At 57.3% G+C, this 22,282-nt stretch carries 13 protein-coding genes; all 13 read left to right on the top strand.

All coding sequences use genetic code 11. The features are described 5' to 3' along the window. Window positions 1–54: 54 nt before the first annotated feature. The 13 genes from ACFCTO_RS04965 (at window position 55) to ACFCTO_RS04905 (ending at window position 22,074) form a co-directional block, all read left to right on the top strand. Complete coding sequence (locus ACFCTO_RS04965; protein WP_499876479.1) at window positions 55–1,893, top strand: DUF4127 family protein; 1,839 nt, start codon at window positions 55–57, stop codon at window positions 1,891–1,893. An 8-nt stretch (window positions 1,894–1,901) separates the two neighbouring features. After that, window positions 1,902–2,960: an endolytic transglycosylase MltG gene (gene mltG, locus ACFCTO_RS04960; protein WP_499876478.1), complete on the top strand. Its 1,059-nt coding sequence runs from the start codon at window positions 1,902–1,904 to the stop codon at window positions 2,958–2,960. After that, window positions 2,957–3,550 (top strand): O-methyltransferase, encoded by a 594-nt coding sequence (locus tag ACFCTO_RS04955; RefSeq protein ID WP_020311387.1) that lies wholly within the window; start codon window positions 2,957–2,959, stop codon window positions 3,548–3,550. The genes mltG and ACFCTO_RS04955 overlap by 4 nt, the downstream gene beginning before the upstream one ends. A gap of 13 nt (window positions 3,551–3,563) precedes the next feature. Continuing rightward, the gene (locus ACFCTO_RS04950) at window positions 3,564–4,793 is read left to right on the top strand and encodes a peptidase U32 family protein (RefSeq protein WP_499876482.1); all 1,230 of its coding nucleotides are present in this window, start codon (window positions 3,564–3,566) and stop codon (window positions 4,791–4,793) included. Beyond that, window positions 4,786–5,028, top strand: a complete 243-nt coding sequence (locus ACFCTO_RS04945) for a DUF4911 domain-containing protein (protein ID WP_020311389.1) — start codon at window positions 4,786–4,788, stop codon at window positions 5,026–5,028. The genes ACFCTO_RS04950 and ACFCTO_RS04945 overlap by 8 nt, the downstream gene beginning before the upstream one ends. 496 nt (window positions 5,029–5,524) lie before the next feature. Then, the gene (locus ACFCTO_RS04940) at window positions 5,525–6,685 is read left to right on the top strand and encodes a glucose-1-phosphate adenylyltransferase (RefSeq protein WP_499876477.1); all 1,161 of its coding nucleotides are present in this window, start codon (window positions 5,525–5,527) and stop codon (window positions 6,683–6,685) included. Window positions 6,686–6,687: 2 nt separating this feature from the next. Further along, window positions 6,688–7,809, top strand: a complete 1,122-nt coding sequence (gene glgD, locus ACFCTO_RS04935; protein WP_499876476.1) for a glucose-1-phosphate adenylyltransferase subunit GlgD — start codon at window positions 6,688–6,690, stop codon at window positions 7,807–7,809. A gap of 28 nt (window positions 7,810–7,837) precedes the next feature. Then, window positions 7,838–10,267, top strand: a complete 2,430-nt coding sequence (locus ACFCTO_RS04930) for a glycogen/starch/alpha-glucan phosphorylase (protein ID WP_499876475.1) — start codon at window positions 7,838–7,840, stop codon at window positions 10,265–10,267. A 22-nt stretch (window positions 10,268–10,289) separates the two neighbouring features. Then, window positions 10,290–12,398, top strand: a complete 2,109-nt coding sequence (glgB, locus tag ACFCTO_RS04925; RefSeq protein WP_294024024.1) for a 1,4-alpha-glucan branching protein GlgB — start codon at window positions 10,290–10,292, stop codon at window positions 12,396–12,398. Between the two features lie 31 nt (window positions 12,399–12,429). Further along, window positions 12,430–13,866: a glycogen synthase GlgA gene (gene glgA, locus ACFCTO_RS04920; RefSeq protein ID WP_499876474.1), complete on the top strand. Its 1,437-nt coding sequence runs from the start codon at window positions 12,430–12,432 to the stop codon at window positions 13,864–13,866. 285 nt (window positions 13,867–14,151) lie between these two features. Further along, window positions 14,152–17,550, top strand: coding sequence for a 4-alpha-glucanotransferase (gene malQ, locus ACFCTO_RS04915; RefSeq protein ID WP_499876473.1), 3,399 nt, complete (start codon window positions 14,152–14,154; stop codon window positions 17,548–17,550). Between the two features lie 197 nt (window positions 17,551–17,747). Further along, window positions 17,748–19,409: an ATP-dependent nuclease gene (locus ACFCTO_RS04910; RefSeq protein WP_499876472.1), complete on the top strand. Its 1,662-nt coding sequence runs from the start codon at window positions 17,748–17,750 to the stop codon at window positions 19,407–19,409. Window positions 19,410–19,938: 529 nt separating this feature from the next. Then, window positions 19,939–22,074, top strand: a complete 2,136-nt coding sequence (locus tag ACFCTO_RS04905) for a DNA topoisomerase III (protein WP_499876471.1) — start codon at window positions 19,939–19,941, stop codon at window positions 22,072–22,074. Window positions 22,075–22,282 lie beyond the last annotated feature (208 nt).

The raw sequence follows: 22,282 nt of genomic DNA, 5'->3' as shown, positions 1-22,282 counted from the left end.
GGCCGTGATATAATAAAGGGTACAATTTTTTTTCTTCATAATAGGAGTGATAACGTGAATCTGTTACAGAAAGCAGTCAGCCTGGCCGTAGCCTCTTTCTTTTTATGTGCCTCGCCGGCTGCACTGGCAAAGACGATTTTATATGTACCCCAGGATGACCGGCCTGTCGATTATGAATACACGGTCAGTACGGCCGAAGCGGCGGGCTATCAGGTCCTGACGCCGCCGGCCCAGTATCTGTCGGGCATGAACTTCCACGGTTCGCCGGATAAGCTCATGGACTGGGTCAATGCCAATGCCGGCAAGGCCGATGCCATGGTCCTGTCCATCGATTCCCTGGTCTATGGCGGCCTCGTCGATTCGCGCAAGCATAACCTGCCGATGGAAACGCTGACAGCGCGCCTGGAAAAGGTCGAAGCGCTGCATAAATCGCACAAGAAGATGCCCATTTATGTCTTCAGCACGGTCATGCGCAGTCCCTGGGCCGGCGGCAAGGGCGTCGAACCGGACTATTACCTGACCATGGGCTCCGACATCTATCAGCTGGCATCGCTCCAGGCCAAGATGGACGAAGAAGGCCTGAATCCGCAGGAACGCAATGACTGGTTCGCCATCATGCGCCGCGTGCCCATGGAATACCTCCAGGACTGGTATAACCGGCGCCGAAAGAACATGAGCATCAATTACCGCCTCATCGATGATGCCCGCAAAGGCGTCTTTACCTATTACAGCCTGGGCCACGACGATAATTCCGTCAGCACCCAGTCGTCGCTGGAATCGAAGTACCTGGAAATGGCCAGTACGGGCATCCCTAAGACGGCTTTCGGCTCCTTCCCCGGTGCCGACCAGCTGGGCCTGCTGCTCATCACGCGGGCCAGCAACGATTTCAATAATTATCATCCCAAGATCACCGTCATCTATCCCTTGGGCGGCGGCGAAAAGACCGTGCCCCGCTATGACGGCCAGGCCATTGGCAAGACCATCGCGTCCCACGTCGAAGCCATCGGCGGCACTATGGTCGACAACGAACGGCCGGACCTCTTGCTGGCCGTCAACACGCCGCTGACGACGTCGACGACGGAATCGGCGAACTTTGAAAACTTCCCGATCATGCTCCAGTCGACGCGGGATTTCCTGACGCAGATCGAAAAGGCCGTCAACCTCGACATCCCGGTCAGCATCGTCGATATGGCCTTTTCCAACGGCTCCGACAACACCCTGGTCTACGGCCTCTATCAGGATAAGATGATGTACCGCCTGGCCGCCTACAACGGCTGGAACACGGCCAGCAACTCCGTCGGCTACGGCATCGCCCAGGGCGTCTTGTCCAAGTACATGACGGCCGATGCCCACCGCGACATGCTGACCACGCAGTACCTCGACAACTGGGCGTACCAGGCCAATGTCCGCGATTACATCTACCGTATGCAGCAGAAACTGGAAGCCGGCGTCGTCACTCAGTATTACCCGACGCTCAACGAAGAACTCCAGAGCCGCACGAAGGAACAGCTCCAGCGCTATGCGTCGACGTATCTCGGCATCGACCCCAAGACCGTCGATGTCGCCCTGCCGTGGCAGCGCCTGTTCGAAGTCTATGTCGACGTCAAGCCGACGCCGTCTGTCCCCCTGGAGGCCGACGTGCGCCACGACATGAATGACCGCGAACTCCAGAACCTGGCCAATGAAGTCTCGGCCGCCCAGGCCCAGCTCGATGCGGCCCAGACCGTCAATGCCGACGGGACGGTCACGCAGGCCAATCCGGCCGTCCAGGCCCAGCTCCAGGCCGCCAAGGCCGCTGCCCAGGCCCGTTACGAACAGGAAAAACAGGCCCAGGCCATCAATCACAGTGAAGAAAAAGCCCAGCAGAGCCGTACCTGGGCTGCACAGAAATAGGATACCCCATGGAACAACAGAATCATACAACGACACAACTTCATGAGAAACGCCGCGTTCCGCCTGGAAAGAAGGGCCGCCGTATCGCTGCCGCCGCAGCCGGACTAGTCTGTCTAGGCATCGCCGCCGTGGCTTACGGCTATTTCGGCCCCAATTTCCTCCTGCCCTATAAGAGCGGCTACGTCCACGTCCGCAGCGACATGACGGCTTCGGAAGTCGGCGATGTCCTGACCGATGAAGGCTATATGGCCAGCCCCTTGTGGTTCCGCGCCGTAGCGACCGTCACGGGACAGGCCGGGGACATCCATGCCGGCGAGTATACCTTCGATTCGCGCATGAGCCTCCATACGCTGCTGGAAAAACTGACCAGCGGCAAGTCGGAAGCGGACCGCCTGGTCGTCCCCGAAGGCTATACGGTCCGGGAAATCGCCAAGGCCGTCGCCGCCAACGGGCGCATCAGCGAAGCCGATTTCCTCAAGGCTGCTTCGTCATCGGACCAGCTCCTGCCGTATATGAAGGGCAATCGCAAAGTGACCTTCCCGACAGAAGGCTTCCTCTTCCCGGACACGTATTTCATCCCTTATGACGCGACGGCCGACGACGTCGTGGCCATGATGCTCAAGAACTTCGACGCCCACTTGACGGATGCCATGAAAGCGGGCATTGCCAAGCAGAACCTGTCGATCTACCAGTTCGTCACCTTGGCCTCGCTCATCGAAAAGGAAGCGAAATACGAAAAGGACCGGCCCCTCATCGCGTCGGTCTTTGAGAACCGCCTGAAGATCCACATGAAACTCCAGTCCGATGCCAGCATTTCCTATGCCATGGGGACCCACAAGGCAGCCTACAGCATCAACGAGACGCAGTACGATTCGCCGTACAATACGTACCGCTATGAAGGCTTGCCGCCGGGACCGATCGGCAATCCCGGCATGGACTGCATGGAAGCCATCCTCGAGGCACCACAGACGAATTACCTCTATTTCGTCGCCGATAAGGACGGCCATAATTACTTCGCCGCCACCTATGAGGAGCACATGAAGAACGTCCAGGAGCACATGCCATGATGGAGGCATTGTTCCAGGATATGAAAGCCTGTGCCCGCGAGCGGAACCTGCCCATCCTGCGCGACAGCGAGCTGCCCTTGTTCACGGGCATCGCAGCGTCGTGCAGGCCGAAACATGTCCTGGAAATCGGGACCTGCATCGGCTATTCGGCCCTGCAGATGGCGCCGTTCCTGGCACCGGGCGGGACGATCACGACCATCGAGCTCGACCGTGAGCGCTATGACCTGGCCTGCCAGTTCTTCCGGCGCTCACCCTATGAAAAGGTCATTACGGCTATCCACGGCGATGGGACGGCGCTGGCGGAACAGCTTCCCGGTCCGTGGGACTTCGTCTTCCTCGACGGGCCGAAAGGGCAGTATGTGCGCCAGCTGCGATATCTCCTGCCCAAGCTCCTGCCTGGCGCCATCGTCGCAGCGGATAATATCGACTACCACGACATGTTTTATATCGAAGGGACCCTGCCGCACAAACACCGCACGGCCGTGACCCGTTTGCGGGAATTCATGGACCTCGTCGGCGACCGGTCCCTTTTTGAGACTGTATTTTTTGAAAATGGCGACGGCATGACCGTTTCGCAATGGAAAGGATAAGAGAATGGGAAAAATGGAATTGCTGGCTCCGGCCGGCAGTATGGATAAGATGAAGATGGCCTTTTTATACGGCGCCGATGCCGTATACCTGGGAGGGAAGTCCTTCGGCCTGCGGGCTTTCAGCGACAACTTTTCCAATGAAGAACTGAAGGAAGCCGTCGACTATGCCCATGCCCGGGGCAAGCACGTCCACGTGACGGTCAACATCTTCCCGCATAACGACGACCTCAAGGGCTTGCCGGAATACCTCGTCTACCTGCGCGATATCGGCGTCGACGCCATCCTCATCGCCGACCCGGGCATCTTCGCCCTGGCCCGGCAGCTCGTACCCGACCTGCCTGTCCACATATCGACCCAGGCCAACACGACCAACTGGGCATCGACGAAATTCTGGCGCGACAACGGCGCATCGCGCGTCGTCATGGCCCGCGAAGTGAGCCTCCGCGACGTCAAGGAAATCCATGCCAAAGTCCCCGATATCGAACTGGAAGGCTTCATCCACGGCGCCATGTGCATTTCCTATTCCGGCCGCTGCCTGTTGAGCAATTACTTCACCCAGGGCGACCGCGACTCGAACCGCGGCGAATGTGTCCAGTGCTGCCGCTTCAAGTACAACGTCGTCGAAGAGAAGCGGCCAGGCCAGTATTTCCCCGTCGTCGAAGATGAACGGGGGACGTACATCTTCAACTCCAAGGACCTCTGCCTCCTGCCGTACCTGCCGGACCTCTACGACGCCGGCTTTACGAGCCTGAAAATCGAAGGGCGCATGAAGAGCATCCACTACGTCGCCACCGTGACCAAGGTCTACCGCCAGGCCTTCGACGCCTACGAAGCCGACCCGGAACACTTCACGGTCCGCCAGGAATGGCTCGACGAATTGGAAAAGATTTCCCATCGGCCCTACACGCGGGGCTTCTCCGTCTCCCGGCCGACGGCGGCCGACCAGGTCTACAGCCAGTCGAGCAATACCCAGACACATGATTTCATCGGCCTCGTCAAGTCCTATGATGAAGAAAAGGGCCTGGCCTGGGTAGAACAGCGGAACCACTTCAAACTCGGCCAGACTGTAGAATTCCTCCAGCCCAAGGGCCATCTGGTCCGCTATACCATCGACCGCATCGTCGATGAAGAGGGGCAGGAACTCGACGCCGCCCGCCACGCCCAGCAGCTCGTCGGCCTGGCCGTACCGGAACGGCTGGAACCATATTCCATGATGCGCCGCCAGGTGAAGAGCCATGTTTGATGAAGATTGGGTCTACTTCCAGGCCCTTCCGTCGGAAATGACCTTCATCAACCGCATCATCGAAGGCTGTGACTACCTGGGCGTGGTCACGGCCCTGGACGGCAAGAAGGGCATCGGCTTCGTCCGGACGACGAAGGACACGGCAGGGGAAACGATTGAGGTACTCCAATCGCTGCCCATCCCGGTGCGCATCCTGAGCCGCCAGGAAGCCTTAGCGCAAGCTGAACAAAAGTAGTGTATGAAATTTACAAGATTTATAGTTATACGATTTAGTGAAAAGTGCTGCCCCTGACGGCAGCGCTTTTTTTGTAGGGGCTTCCACGTGGGGAGCCCGCGTGAATCCCGGGCATAGCTCATACTGGTCATGCTGTTTGTCGTCCCCATAGTCTGACGGGCGCCCCACGTGGGCGCCCCTACGATAGCAATTCCATGCCGGTTCAAAACGTTACATTTTAAAAGATAGCAGTCCTTGTTGTAATGTGTAAAATAGTTGTTTCTGCTAATCATTTTTTGGCGGTTAGCCCTTTAAATTCTTGACAGAATTGGTGTATAATTAATAATATAATCATAAAATACTTTATAGCGTATATTATATGATAGCGTATATTATATGCGTATACGGTACGCTATTAAATCCAAGACCCGCCGTCTGACGACACGATGTCCATTATCATACATACTGAAACCATAAGCGAAGCGGCCGGGTCCCAGTCAAGTGAGGAGGAGCTTCTATGAAAAAATCTAATTGCCTGGCCATGATTTTGGCCGGCGGGAAGGGAAGCCGTTTGGGCGTCCTGACCAAAGACCAGGCTAAACCGGGCCTTTTGTTCGGCGGAAAATATCGCATCATCGACTTCCCACTGAGTAACTGCCGCAATTCCGGCATCGATACGGTCGGCATCCTGACCCAGTATCAGCCGCTGGAACTAAACTGGTATATCGGCAACGGCAGCTCGTGGAACCTCGACTCGACCAAGGGCGGCACGTACGTCCTGCCGCCGTATCAGAGCGACGGCGGTTCCAACTGGTACCGCGGCACAGCCGATGCTATTTACCAGAACTTGAACTTCGTGGAAATGATCGGCGACGATTACGTCCTCATCCTGTCGGGCGACCACATCTATTCCATGGACTACGACAAGATGCTCAATTTCCACAAGAAACACCACGCCAAGGTCACCATCGGCACGATCCGCGTCCCCTGGGATGAAGCCAGCCGTTTCGGCATCATGGTCGCCAATGAAAACATGCGCATCACCAAGTTCCAGGAAAAACCGGCCAAGCCCGAAAGCAACCTGGCGTCCATGGGCATTTACATCTTCGACCGCGACGTCCTGGAATCGTACCTCAAGGCCGATGCCAAGGATGAAAAGTCGGAACACGACTTCGGCAAGAACGTCATCCCGGCGATGCTGGCCGACCAGGTCCCGCTGTATGCCTATCCCTTTGAAGGCTACTGGAAGGACGTCGGCACCATCGACAGCCTGTGGCAGGCCAACATGGACCTCATCGCCGACGAACCGCCTATCGACCTGCGCGACAGCAAGTGGCGCATCTATTCGGGCAACCAGAGTCTCCCGCCGCACCTCATCGGGCCTAACGGCTCGGCCAAGAGTTCCCTCATCGCTGAAGGCTCGGAAATCTTCGGGACTGTCAGCAATTCGGTCATCTTCTACGGTGTCACCATCAAAGAAGGGGCGAAAGTCACCAATTCCGTCATCATGCCCGGCTCTGTCGTCGAAGAAAATGCCGTCGTCGACAAGGCCATCCTGGGCGAACGCTGCCACATCTATCCCGGCGCCGTCCTCCACAATGAAGACGGGTCTGTCGCCGTACTGGGACGCAAAGGGGAATTGAAACCAGAACAAGTTACAGCGAAAGGGGAACACTAGTTATGAATAGTAATATGATCGGCCTCATCAATATGCGCGAAGACCATCCCTTGCAGGAAATCAACGACACGCGCCCGTTGTCGACGCTGCCCATCGGCGGCAAATACCGCCTCATCGACTTCACGCTTTCCAATATGGTCAACGCCGGCATCGAAAACGTCGGCCTCCTGCTCTCCAGTCAGTCCCGGTCGGTCCTGGACCACATCCGGTCCAGCAAGGAATGGGGCCTGGCCCACAAGGGCGACGGCTTGTTCTATCTGCCGGAAGAACGGGCGGATATCGAACATCCCGTAGAAGGGGACATCAGTGCTTATTATAAGAACCTCATCTTCGTCCAGCGGGCCAACAAGCGCTACGCCCTGCTGTCGGGCTGCGACATGGTCCAGAACATCGACTATGACAAGGTCCTCCACTTCCATCGTCATCACAACGCCGACGTCACCCTCATCTATCAGCAGCAGAAATACGACTTCGACCGCGAAGGCTATGTCCTGACCATCGACGATGTCTGCAAGGACCGGGTCACGGCCATCGAAGCCAAGCCGGAAGTCAAAGCCGGCGACAACTTATACCAGCGGGGAATCCTCATCGACTGCGATGTATTCCAGCATTGCATACGTCGGGCCTATGCCCAGGGATATACCCATTTTATTACCGATGTGCTCCAGCGCAATGTAGACCGCCTGCGGATTTTCGGCTATAATTATCAGGGATATGCAAAACGGATCGATTCCGTCAATTCCTACTTCCAGGTCAACATGGACCTGCGCGACAGCCGCATCTGGCATGAACTGCTCCTCAAGGATATGGATCACCGCATCTATACCAAGATCAAGGACGAAGCGCCGGCCAAATACATGGAAGAATCGCATGTCTCCAATTCTCTCGTAGCTAATGGCTGCATCATCGAAGGCCACGTAGAGAATTCGATTCTTTTCCGCCGCGTCAAGGTCGGAAAAAATGCTGTCATTCGCAACAGCATCATCATGCAGCACTCGGTCGTCGGCGATGACGCTCAGCTCGATTACGTCGTATGCGACAAGAATACGGTCATCCAGCCGGAAGCCGTGTTGAGCGGCAGCCACGACAACCCGTTGTGCATTGGTAAACGTTCAGTCCGCTGAATGCAACTACAAAGGGGTTAGAGACAATATGAAAAAATGGCAGGATAAGGAAGAATTCAAAAAGTTATTTACCGAGAAAGCTCACATCTTGTGGGAAAAAGATCTGCGGGACATGACCTTGAATGAAGTCTATCAGACCATCGCCTATATGATCCGCGATCTGGTAAGTGAAGATTGGATCCGCACGAATGAAATCTATGCCGAACAGAAGGTTAAGCAAGTCTATTATTTCTCCATCGAATTCCTCATCGGCCGCCTCCTGGAATCGAATCTCCTGGGCATCGATATGGACGACATCTGTCGCCAGGGCCTGGAAGACCTGGGCTGGGACCTGAATAAGGTCATCCAGGCCGAACGCGATCCGGGCCTGGGGAATGGGGGACTGGGCCGGCTGGCTGCCTGCTTCATCGATTCCCTGGCAGCGCTGCAGCTGCCGGGCCATGGCAACAGCATCCGCTATCAGTACGGCTTGTTCAACCAGCGCATTGTCGACAATCAGCAGGTCGAACTGCCCGATAACTGGCTGGTCAACGGCTATCCCTGGGAAGTCAAGAAAGTCGACAAGGCCGTCTATGTCCGCTTTGGCGGCAACGCCTATATGCGTCCTGACGAAGACGGCAACCTGGAATGTGTCCACGAAAAGTATTCGTCTGTCCGCGCCGTACCGTACGATGTGCCTATCATCGGCTACCACAACAATACGGTCAACACGCTGCGCCTGTGGCGGGCGGAATATTCGCGGGAACAGCTCTACCAGGAATTGTCCATCGGCGACCGGCGCCGGGCCTTCCGCTACAAGGACAGTGTCCAGCAGATTTCCCGTTTCCTCTATCCTGACGACAGCAATGAAGACGGCCGCCGCCTGCGCCTGATGCAGGAATACTTCTTCGTATCGGCCGGCCTCCAGAGCATCGTCCGCCATTATAAGAAGAAATATCACGAAAGCATCTATAAATTCGACCGCTATGTGGCCATCCACATCAACGACACCCATCCGGCCCTGGTCATCCCGGAACTGATGCGCATCCTCATGGATGAAGAAGGCATATCGTGGGATGCGGCCTGGAACATCACGGTCCGCACCGTGGCCTATACGAATCACACCATCCTGCCGGAAGCCATGGAAAAATGGTCCATCCCCATGTTCAAGGAACTGCTGCCGCGCATTTACCTCATCGTCGAAGAAATCAACAACCGCTGGCTCAAAGAAGTCCGCAGCCTCTATCCGGGCGATGAATCGAGAGCCCGCGACGTCGCCGTCCTCTGGGATGGCCAGGTCCACATGGCTCATCTGGCCGTCCTCGGCAGCCACAGCGTCAACGGCGTCGCCGAAATCCATTCGCAGATCCTCAAGGATTCGACGCTGCACCAGTTCTACACGTGCTTCCCGCACCGCTTCTCGAACAAGACCAACGGCATTTCCCATCGCCGCTGGCTCATCGAAGCCAATCCGCAGCTGGCGTCGCTCATCGACGATGCCATCGGTGACAGCTGGCGCCGGACGCCGTCGAAGCTCCAGGACCTCATGCCCTTTGCCGACGACCCGGCCTTCCAGGAACAGCTGACGCGGGTCAAAAAGGAACGCAAGGAAATCCTGGCCCGCTACATCCGCGACCGCTACGATACAGACGTGCGGACGGACTCGATCTTCGACATCCAGATCAAGCGCATCCACCTGTACAAGCGCCAGACCTTGAACATCCTGCACATCCTGCACTTGTACTACCTCTTGAAGGATAACCCGAAACTCAAGATCACGCCGCGGACCTTCCTCTTTGGCGGTAAAGCCGCTGCCGGCTACGGCGAAGCCAAGGAAACGATCCGCCTCATCAACGTCGTCGCCCATATGGTCAATTCCGACCGTAAGGTCAACAAGCAGATGAAGGTCCTGTTCCTGGAAAACTACAATGTTTCCTTAGGCCAGCTCCTCTTCCCGGCTGCTGACGTGAGCGAACAGATCTCGACAGCCGGCAAGGAAGCGTCGGGCACGGGCAACATGAAGTTCATGATGAACGGTGCCATCACCCTGGGGACCATGGACGGGGCCAACGTCGAAATCCACCGCAAGGTCGGCGACGAAAACTGTGTCATCTTCGGGCTGCGGGCTGACGAAGTCATGAACTACTACATCCACGGCGGCTACTCGTCGTGGCAGATGTACAGCGACGACGCCGCCATCCGCCGCCTCATGGATGCCCTCGTCGACGGCTCTATCGGCGGGGACCACTTCGGTATGCTCTACTCGGCCTTCCTCGACCGGAACGACGAATACTTCGTCCTCAAGGACTTCCAGCCCTACTGCCAGGCCCAGCAGGAAATCGCCAAACGCTACGGCGACCATACGAAATGGTGTCATTCGAGCGTCGTCAACATCGCCCAGTCCGGCTACTTCTCCAGCGACCGGACGATCCAGCAGTACGCCGATGACATTTGGCGCATCAAGCCGGTCAAACACTAACTAAGAATCAGGAGGATAAGATATGAAACTCAGTGCAATCGACGAGTACAGTACCTTCTTGTATCATCAGGGTACGAACTACGCCAGTTATCGTCTGTTCGGGGCCCATTTCACGGTCCTGCGCCGCAAGCCCTGCGTGCGCTTTGCCGTCTGGGCGCCTCACGCCCAGCAGGTCAGCGTCGTCGGTGATTTCAATCACTGGGACGCCGATGCCAATCCCATGGAACGGAGCAGCTGCGGCAACGGCATTTGGGTTACGCATATTGCCGGCCTCCAGGAAGGGGACATCTACAAGTACGCCATTACGACGGCGTCAGGCGAACGCATCTTAAAGAGCGATCCCTATGCCTTCTGGTCGGAAGTACGTCCCAATACGGCATCGAAACTGACCAAGCTCCACTACACGTGGCGCGACAAGAAATGGATGGACAGCCGCAGTGCTTACGATTCGTACCGTAAGCCCATGCTGACCTACGAAGTCCATCTCGGCTCGTGGCGCCGCGGCGAAGACGGCGAAATGTTGTCGTACCGCGATATCGCGCCCCAGCTGGTCGATTATGTCAAACAGATGAATTATACCCACATCGAGCTCATGCCGCTGTGCGAATATCCCTTCGATGGTTCCTGGGGCTACCAGGGGACGGGGTATTTCTCGGCGACCAGCCGCTATGGCAGCCCGGAAGACTTCATGTACCTCGTCGACCTCTGCCACCGCAACGGCATCGGCGTCATCCTCGACTGGGTACCGGGGCATTTTTGCCGCGACGCCCACGGCCTGCGTCATTTCGATGGCGAACCGTGCTATGAATCGGGCAACCCCATGCTGGCAGAAAACAAGGAATGGGACACGATGAATTTCGACTACGGCCGGACGGAAGTCCAGTCCTTCCTCATTTCCAGTGCCCTGTTCTGGATCAGCCAGTTCCACATCGACGGCCTGCGCATCGACGCCGTCGCCAACATGCTCTATCTCGATTACGGCCATGCCGACGGCGACTGGCAGCCCAATAAGTACGGCGGCCGGGAAAACCTGGAAGCCATCGACTTCCTGCGCCATCTCAATACGGCCGTCTTCAAGGAATACCCTCAGGCCCTGATGATTGCCGAAGAATCGTCGGCCTGGCCTCTCGTGACCAAGCCCGTCGACGTCGGCGGACTGGGATTCAATTACAAATGGAACATGGGATGGATGAACGATATGCTCCGCTACATGTCGCTGGACCCGCTGTTCCGCAAGGACAATCACAACCTGATTACGTTTTCGTTATGCTATGCTTTTTCAGAAAATTTCATCCTGCCCTTGTCGCATGATGAAGTCGTCCACGGCAAACATTCCCTCCTGGACAAGATGCCTGGCGACTACTGGCAGAAATTCGCCGGCCTGCGCGCCTTTTACGGCTACTGGATGTCCCATCCGGGCAAGAAGCTCCTGTTCATGGGCAGCGAGTTCGGCCAGTTCATCGAATGGAAATACGATGACAGCCTGGACTGGCACCTCCTCAAGTATCCCATGCACAAGGCCATGCACGACTACGTGCGCAGCCTGAATACGTACTATGTGGACCATCCGGAATTCTGGGAAGAAGACTGCGACTGGTCGGGCTTCTCGTGGATCAGCTGCGACGACTGCGACAACAGCGTCATCGCCTTTTACCGTACGGGTAAGGACGAAACGGACATGACCGTCGTCGTCTGCAACTTCACGCCTGTCGTTCGCCATTCGTACCGCTTCGGCGTCCCCCGGAAAGGGACGTACGTTGAAGTCTTCAACAGTGACGCCACGGCCTTCGGCGGCTCCAACGTCCTCAATGAAGGCGAATTCGAGGCCCAGGATGTGCCCATGCACGGCATGGACCAGTCCCTGGAACTGACCTTGCCGCCGCTGGCGACGATTTACCTGCAGCTGACAGGGAGTGTTAAAAAAAAAGCAGTGACCAAACCGCGGCGCCGCCGGACAGTGAAAGCCGATAAGTCTGCCGACGATACGGTAAAGAAAACGGCCAAGGCGCCGGGAAAGAAGGCGACGACCCGTGGAAAAGGGAAAGCCAAGACGGCAGCGTCTGAAAAGAAGACTGCTGCAACGAGAAAGAGAAGAACTGGGCGTCCTGCCAAAAAGGAAGCAGACGCCTGATACGGTACTTAGGGAAAGTGGGGGACATACGATGAATGTATTATTTGTGGCCTCAGAAGCAGTGCCATTTATCAAAACAGGCGGGCTGGCCGATGTCATGGGCGCACTGCCCAAGGCTTTAGCCAAGAAGGGCATGGACGTCCGCCTGGTCATTCCGAAATACAGCCGCATCGCTGAAGAAGCGAAGAAGCAGATGAAAGAAGTGACGACAGGCATCGTGAACCTGGCCTGGCGCCAGCTCTACTACGGCGTCGAAGAAATCAAGCAGGACGGCGTGACCGTCTATTTCATCGACAACGAATGGTATTTCAAGCGCGACGGCCTCTACGGCTACGGCGATGACGACGAACGCTTCGCCTATTTCTGCCGCGCCGTCCTGACCATGCTGCCCAAGATCGGCTTCAAGCCGGACATCATCCACTGCAACGACTGGCATACGGGCCTCATGGGCGTCTTCCTCAAAGAAGACTTCTGGCACGATGACTTCTACAAGGGAATCAAAGTCATCTATACCATTCACAACCTGAAATACCAGGGCATCTATCCGCCGTCGATCATGCGCGACATCATCGGCCTGCCACAGGAACTCTTCGACAACGGCAGCCTGGAATGTGACGGCTGCGTGAACTACATGAAGTCGGGCATGGTCTACGCCGACCACATCACGACGGTCAGCCCGTCGTATGCCCAGGAAATCACCTATCCGTACTTTGGCGAAGGCCTGGATGGCTATATCCGCGACAATGGGGAAAAGGTGACGGGCATCATCAACGGCCTGGACATCGACGTCTACAATCCGGAAACGGACCCGTATATCAAGCGCCAGTATTCCGTCGCCAACGCCCGGGCTGGCAAGCGGGAAAATAAAGATGCCCTGCGGGCCGAACTGGGCCTGCGCATCAAGCGGGGCGTCCCCATGATCGCCATGGTCACGCGCCTCGTCGAAGACAAGGGCCTGGACCTGATCACGCGCATCATGGATGAACTCGTCGACGACGACGTCCAGCTGGTCCTGGTCGGGACGGGCGATGCCGGCTATGAAGAAGCCTTCCGCGAACTGGCCCGCCGCCATCCGACCAAGGTATCGGCGAACATCACCTTCAACGAAGCCCTGGCCCACAAGGTCTATGCCGCTGCCGACATGTTCCTCATGCCATCGCGGTACGAACCGTGCGGCCTGAGCCAGCTCATCGCCCTGCGCTACGGCGCCATCCCCATCGTCCGCGAAACGGGCGGCCTCAAGGATACGGTCCATCCCTTCGATAAATACAGCAAACAGGGCAATGGCCTGACCTTCCCGAACTTCAACGCCCACGAACTGCTGTTCACGACGAAACGAGCCATGGGTTACTATGAAGACACGGCCCTGTGGGATATCCTCGTCCGCAACGCCATGACCAGCGACTACAGCTGGGACCGCTCGGCCGAAGCCTACCAGAACCTGTACGAAAAAGTATTACAACAATAAAAGACAGTTTGTAGTTCAGAGTTTGTAGTTTGTAGAAATTGGCTTTGCATTTCCAGCTATTCACTAAAAACTAAAAACTGCAAACTCAAAAGGGACTGTCGCATGAAGGCTTCTGCCATTATGCATAGTCCCTTTGACTTATAGTTTGCAGTACGGAGTTTTTAGTTTGTAGCAGATGACTTTAAATTTAAAACCATTCACTACAAACTGCAAACTTAATACTCAAAAAGAGGCTGTCTTCATGGACAGCCTCTTTTACTTTCCCCAACCACGAAAGGAACGCTTATGGACTTACGATTGTACCACAACTCTCACGAATTCTATTACCGCTCGTCTTTTGGGGCCGTTCCTTCCGGGAGCCGGCTCATCCTGCGCCTCCGCGCCAGCGGCAGCGATGCCGGGAACTGCCGGGCCCGCATCCGCCTGTGGCAGAGCAATGTCGGCGAATCCTTTGTACCCATGAGTTATGAAGACGGCATCTTCACGGGCATCGTCACCATTCCGCCCAAGGGCTGTCTGCTCTGGTATTATTTCATCATCGACGATGGCCATAGGACTTTCTACTATGGCAACAACTACGACCGCCTCGGCGGCGAAGGGGCCAAATATCCCGATGTGCCGCCGGCCTATCAGGTCACGGTCTACGATAAGGACGCCCATACGCCGGACTGGTTCAAGCACGCCATCGTCTACCAGATCTTCCCGGACCGCTTCCGCCACGGCACCCATACGTCGGGCCGCCTCTACGGCAAGAAGGGCGCCGTCATCCACAGCGACTGGGACGATGTGCCCTATTACTGCAAGCGCGAAGGCCAGGGCGACATCGTCTATTACGACTTTTTCGGCGGCAACATCGCCGGCATCCGGGAAAAATTGCCCTATCTCAAGGAACTGGGCATTACGGCCATTTACCTCAACCCGATTTTTGAAAGCTCCAGCAATCACCGTTACGGCACGGCCGATTACTTCCGCGTCGACCCCATGCTGGGGACGAATGAAGAGTTCGCCGAATTCTGTCAGGCTGCCAGGGAAGAAGGCATCCATATCATCCTCGACGGCGTCTTCAGCCATACCGGTGCCGACAGCATCTACTTCAACCGCTTCGGCAACTATCCCGGCGTCGGCGCCTATCAGTCGAAGGAGTCGCCGTACTATGAATGGTACCGCTTCAAGCATTATCCCGACGACTATGAATCGTGGTGGGGCGTATCGGACCTGCCGGACGTAGAAGAAACGACGCCGTCGTACATGGATTTCATCATCAACAGCGAAGACAGCGTCCTCAAATACTGGCTGAACGAAGGCATCAGCGGCTGGCGCCTGGACGTCATCGACGAGCTGCCCGTGCCTTTCCTGCGCCAGTTCTACCACACCCTGAAAGAGGAAAAGCCCGATGCCGTCCTCCTCGGCGAAGTCTGGGAAGATGCGTCGAATAAGGTCAGCTACAGCGAACAGCGGGAATACCTCTGCGGCTACGATATCGACAGCGCCATGAACTACGCCCAGCGCTCCCTGATGATCGATTTCATGACCGGCGTCAAAGATGCGCGGCGCATGAATGCCGAACTGACACGGCTCATTGAAAATTACCCGCCCGAAAATTTCTATGCCATGCTCAACCTCATCAGCAGCCACGATATCGAACGCATCCTGACGGTCCTCACCAGGGCCGGCGGCACGGACGTGGCGACAGCCGAAGAAACGGGCCGGAAGCGCTTGAAACTGCTGACAGCCTGGCAGATGACCATGCCCGGCGCGCCGTGCATCTATTACGGTGACGAAGTGGGCGTCACGGGCGGCAAGGACCCGGACAACCGCCGGACCTATCCCTGGGGCCATGAAGACCTGGACCTCCTGGCCTGGACCAAGGCCCTGACGCGGCTGCGGACAGCACACGACGCTTTACAGACGGGCCGCTTCATCCCGCTCTATGCCGATGGCGACGTCTTTGCCTTTGCCCGGGTCATCGAAGGGGGACGGGATGTCTTCGGCAAGCCCGCTGAAGACGGTTTCTTCATCATCGCCATGAACCGCAATCCATCGGCCCTGCGGACTATCAGCATCTATACGGACGGCCTGGCTTACGGCAAACTGACCAATGCCCTCCATCCGCGCATGACGCCGGTCACGACGGTGAACAGCCGCTTCACCTTGACCTTGCCGCCGTTGAAAGCGGTCATCCTCCAGGGGAAAGATGCCGGGACCAAGCGGGCCGGTGTCCTCCTGCATCCGACGTCCCTGCCGGCTGCCTGCGGCAACGGTGTCTTAGGGCCGGCCGCGTACCGCTTCGTCGACTTCCTCAAGGCCGCCGGCCAGCGGGTCTGGCAGATCCTGCCCCTGACGCCGCCCCTCATGGGCGATTCGCCGTATTTGTCGGAATCGGCCTTTGCCGGCAACGAAGCCCTCATTTCCCTGGAAGTCCTGCGCGACTGGGGCTGGCTGAAACAGGAAGCCCTGGATGATTTCCTGGCTCAGGGGAAAAAGACTGCGTCCTGGCACAGCCTGGCCGCATATAAGGCCAAACTCCTCTGGGATATGTCCCATGATCCGGACCTGACCATCCCCTGGGAACCGTTCCGGGCCTTCTGTGAAAAGAATGCCTACTGGCTCGACGACTACGCCCTCTTCCGGGCTGTCCGCGATTTCTTCGGCGGCCGCTGCTGGACAGAATGGCCGGAAGATATCCGCCACCACAGCCAGGCCGCCATGGCCCAGTATGGCAAGGAGCTGGCCGGCGCCGTATCGCATGTCAAATTCATGCAGTACATCTTCAGCCGCCAGTGGCACGATGTCCGGGCCTATGCCGCTGAAAACGGCGTGTCCATCCTCGGCGACGTGCCCATGTTCGTCGCCCATAACAGTGCCGACTGCTGGGCCCATCAGGACCAGTTCGACCTCGATGAAGCAGGGAATCCGTCGTCCGTCGCCGGTGTCCCGCCTGACTACTTCAGTGCCGACGGCCAGCTCTGGGGCAATCCCCTCTATGATTACCAGGCCATGGCCAGGGACAACTACCAGTGGTGGACTGACCGCTTCCGCCGCATGATGGACCTCGTCGACGAAGTCCGGGTCGACCATTTCCGCGGCTTTGCCGCTTACTGGGCTGTACCGGCCGGTTCGGAAACGGCCAAGAGCGGCGCCTGGAAAGAAGGGCCCGGCCTGGACCTCTTCCGGGCGGTCTACCAGAAAATCGGCCGGCTGCGCCTGGTCGCCGAAGACCTGGGCGTCATCACTGACGATGTCTGCACCCTCAAAGACGCCCTGCACCTGCCGGGCATGAAGGTCATCCAGTTCCACCTCAAGGACCGGGCCGACGGCCGCCTGGCCTTCGATACCGAGCCGGACTGCATCGCCTATACCGGGACCCATGACAACAACACTATCCGCGGCTGGTATGAAGACGACCTGACGCCGAGCCAGCAGCTCCACGTCCGCCAGATGCTAGGATTGTCCGATGAAGCGGCACCGCAGGAAATCGTCGGCGCCCTCATCGCCTATACCTACCGCCGCCGGGCCGAAACAGTCATCATCCCTATGCAGGACCTCCTGGCCCTGCCGTCGTCGGGACGCATGAACACGCCGGGCGTCGCCGACGGCAACTGGCACTGGCAGCTCAAAGAAGGCCAGACGACCTTCGACATCGCCCATTGGCTGGCCAAAGCGTGCCGCGAAAGCGGACGATGATCGTAGGGGCGCCCACGTGGGGCGCCCGCCAGAGATTGGTCACATCGTTTTTCACGATGTTTGTTGAACCCATAGGCCGTTCATCAAACCATGAACGATACGTAAAAGGAATAACGCGCTGCTCTCTAAAAGAAGGGAGTAGCGCGTTTTTTGTCGAATACGTATAGTAAAAGTAATGTTGAAAAGGATGTGATTTTGTGTATATTACTTACATGCGTATTCAAAATTACCGGAATCTGCAAGACGTCGAAATGACTTTCCACGAAAGGGCCAACTATATCGTCGGTGAAAACGCCATCGGCAAGAGCGGTCTGTTGCGCCTCATTTCCTATATGAGTGCCGGCCGCAATGTCGAAGAAGATGACTATGCCGACGTGACCCGGCCCATCGTCATCACCCTGGACCTGCACCTCTTGCACAATGAGCAGGAATATTTCGCCGATACGCCAGACGAGCACCGTCAGAGCCTGCGCGTCCGCATGGAAATGCACGTCAGCGACATGTATCCCCATCTCTACGACGACAACAGCGGCGAAGAACTGCCGTTAGAGCTCATCCGCCGCCTGCGCTACGTGTCCTATTCGGCGGCCATGCCGGAAGAACAGCGCGTGCCGCCGCGCATTTACCGCGCCTTGGAACAGAAGCTCTCTCAATGGAGCGAAACGCATTGGGACGGCTTGTCGGAAGAAGCCAAGGCCTTCATCCATCACGAAGTCGCCGTCGGCAGCCTCGATTCATCGTATTTCGTCAACATCTTCCTCTTGTCCTGCATGCTCTGCCGCATGGACCGGCCCAGGGCGGACAACATGAAATTCATTTCCCTGGCCGCCCTGTGCGTCATCACCCAGGTCTACCTGATGTCCATCAGCCGCGCCGTGCCTATCGAACACAATCTCATCGTCGACGAAGAAGGGAAGCGCTACCTGCCCCTCATCATCTCCATCGATGAACCGGAAATGCACCTTCATCCCTACATGCAGCGGTCGGTCCTGCTCTATTACCAGCAGCTCCTGAACAACGAAGACCCCCAGTTCTGTACGCTCCTCAAGGACCTTTTCGGCCTCGACGGCCTGCGGGGGCAGTTATTCGTCGTCACCCACTCGACGGATTCCCTCATCGACGACTACCGCCATATCATCCGCCTGTACCGCAACAAGCAGGGCATGGTCAAAGCGGCCTGCGGGGCCAGCTTCCATTTCAGCGAAGAAATCGAGAAACACCTGATCATGCACTTCCCTGAAGTCAAGGAAGCCCTCTATTCGCGGAGCGTCCTCATCGTCGAAGGGGAAACGGAATACGGCTGTTTCCAGCACTTCGCCAAGACCCTGGACCTGCCCTTCGACTACTACGGCATCTGCCTCATCAATGCCCGCGGCGAAAGTTCCATCTCCAAGATTAAGAAACTCCTGGAATACTTCAAGATTCCCGTCGTCGCCCTGTACGACGCCGACGTCAAGGGCAGCCATAAAGGCGAACGGGGCGTCTACTTCACCGACGAGATCTGCTTTGAAATGGACCTGGCCAAGACCATGATTGACCACGGCCAGCGCCGCGACCTGGACCGCATCATCGACACGGCCTGCGGCGAACACGCCCGGGCCACGACGGACATGATCAAAAAGGCCTGCCGCAAACTGGACGTCAACTTCCACGATTACCCGGCCCGCCTCTTGTGGCACGTCAACCCGCGCAATAAAAAGGCCCTGTACATCTATTACTTCGCCTGGCTCTACAGCAACAAAGGCGTCATCCTCGGCCGCCTCATCGGCCAGTCCCTGAAAAAAGAAGACATCCCGCCATCCTTCGTCCGCGCCATCGAAGCCGCCGGCCAGCTGGCCAAAGTCACCAAAGCCGTGTAACGGCTTTGGTGACTTTCGTAGGGGCTCCCCGTGGGGAGCCCACTGTGAATAATGGAAATAAACGCGGACCGCAGGCCGCCGCGGTCCGACGGACCGCAATCGTAGGGGCGCGCACGTGGCACGCCCGCTGTGAATAATGGGAATAAACGCAGGCTGCAGTTCGCCGCGGTCCGACGGACCACATCGTAGGCGTCCCGCCCAAGGCTCCCTTTATAGGGGAGCTGTCAGCGTCAGCTGACTGAGAGGTTGAATTTGCGTTCACGTGTAAGGTTCAAGTTTGTAGACCATGGTTAAAAATTTAAAACCATCTTCTGCAAACTACAAACTATAAAGAGAAGGACCCCTAGTCCCTAACCCCTAGCTACGAACCACGAACCACGAGCCACGATTCGACGGGATTCCCACAAGCGGGACGCCTGCCAACGGAATTCTCACAAGCGGGCCGCCCTTTGGGCGGCCCCTACTAGCCACTAATCCCCAACCATGGTATGATATAAGGTACAGTCTATTTCAGAAAGAGAGATGCCTTATGAAACTTTTTATTGCCGAAAAGCCGAGCATGGCCCGGGAATTGGCGAAGTGCCTGCCTGATCCGCACCAGCGGGGGAACGGCTGTATCCGCACGGGCGGCGGCATCGTGACCTGGGCTTATGGCCACGTCCTGCAACAGGCCGAACCTCAGGATTATGATCCCAAGTACAAGCGCTGGAACGCCGACGACTTGCCGATTATCCCCAAGCAGTGGAAGCTCCTGGTCAGCCCGGCCAGTAAGGACCAGTTCAAGGTCATTACGGACCTCATCGCCAATCCCGACGTCGATACTATCGTCAACGCCGGTGACCCGGACCGGGAAGGGCAGCTGCTCATCGATGAGATCCTCGATTACGTCGGCAATAAGAAGCCTGTCGAACGGATCCTCTTGAATGCCCTCGACGAGAAGAGCATCCACGAATCCCTCGATGATTTGCGCAGCAACGGCGATTTCGTCCATCTCAAGGAATCGGCCCTGGCCCGCAGCCGCGCCGACTGGCTCATCGGCATGAATCTGTCCCGGGCCTATACCCTGGCCGCCCGCCGTCAGGGGCACCGCGTCGTCTTTCCCATCGGCCGCGTCAAGACGCCGACCCTGGCCCTCGTCGTCCGCCGCCAGCGAGAATTGGACAACTTCGTCCCTGTCACGTATTACGTCGTCAAAGCCGATTTCCTTCATAAGAACGGCCTCATCCGCGCCCAGTGGCAGCCCAGGGATACCCAGAGCGGCCTCGACCCGGAAGGGCGCTGTGTCGACGAAAAGACGGCCCAGTCCATCCTCAAACGCCTGCAGGAACGGCCTGACGGAACCATCGTCGAGAATAAAAAGACCAAGAAGAAAGAAGCCCAGCGCCTGCCCCTGTCCCTGTCGTCCCTGCAGGTCCTGGCAGGCAGGCGTTATGGCTATACGCCGCAGCAGGTCCTCGATACGGCTCAGGAATTATATGAACGGAAACTGACGACCTATCCCCGTTCGGACTGCGAATACCTGCCGGTGAACCAGCGCAAGGATGTACCCCATATTTTGGCCAATCTCGGGAAACTGCCGGCAGGGAAGCTGGCTGAATGGGTCGCCGGTGCCGACGGCAAGATACGCAGCCGCGCCTGGAACGACAGCAAGATCACGGCCCATCATGCCATCATTCCGACGACCGTAGCCTGTCCCTTCGATAAATTGACGTCTATGCAGCAGCATATTTATTACCTCGTCGCCCAGGCCTATATTGCCCAATTCTATCCCATCCATGAATATGACCAGACGCGCATGGTCATCGAAGCGGCTGATGAACGCTTCGTCGCCCATGGCAAGACGGTCACCGTGCCGGGCTGGAAGGTCCTCTATCAGAGCGACAAGCACGATGACGACGAAGAAGAGAAGGGGACCCTGCCGGCTGTCCGCAAGGGCGATGGCGTCCATTATCAGAACGGCCAGGTCGACAAAAAGGCGACTAAGCCGCCGCCGCGCTTCACGCCGTCGACCCTCTTGGCAGCCATGAAGGAAATCTATAAGTACGTCAAAGACGAGAGCCTGAAGAAGAAATTGAAAGAAGTCCAGGGCATCGGCACAGAAGCGACGCGGGCGACGATCATCCAGGAGCTCATCCAGCGCAAATTCCTGACGACGGAAGGCAAGAAGAAGTACCTCAAGCCGACAGATGACGCCTACCTCCTCGTCGATTCCCTGCCCGATGAAATGCTCTATCCCGACGAAACGGCTGTCTGGGAAGAACGGCTCTATCAGATGAGCCTGGGCAAGGATAAACTGGACACCTTCCTCCACGACCAGCTGTCCTTCCTGGATACCCTGGTCACGGCGGCCCGGAAAGTCGTCATGCACATAGCCGGCATCAAGACCTGCCCCGTCTGTGGCAGCGCCATGGTCAAGCGCCACGGCAAATACGGCGACTTCTACGGCTGCAGCAACTACCCGTCGTGCCGCCACACCGAGCCCATAGACGGCGACAAGAAACAGGCCGATGCCAAGCCGTCGCCGTACCCGTGCCCGCGCTGCCATAAAGGGACTTTCCAGAAACGCAGCGGCCCTTATGGCCCGTTCTGGGTCTGCAGTGAAGCCGGCTGCAACACCAAATGCGCCGACGTCGACGGCGTACCAAGTTACTATGCCAGACACTAGTCTGGCATAGTAACTGTAGGGGCTCCCACGTGGGGAGCCCGCCGCAAATCCTGTGGATAACGCAGGTCGCAGTTCGCAGTCCGCCGCGGTCCCACGGACCGCAATCGTAGGGGCTCCCACGTGGGGAGCCCGCCCCAGCCATTCGATGGGATTCATTTGAACGATTCGATGGGATTCCCACAAGCGGGCCGCCCTTTGGGACGGCCCC

It is taken from the genome of Megasphaera indica (assembly GCF_046614755.1).
Lineage (GTDB): Bacteria > Bacillota > Negativicutes > Veillonellales > Megasphaeraceae > Megasphaera > Megasphaera intestinihominis.
The sequence above is the reverse complement of the archived record's forward strand: the minus strand, read 5'-3'. Positions and strand labels throughout refer to the sequence as shown.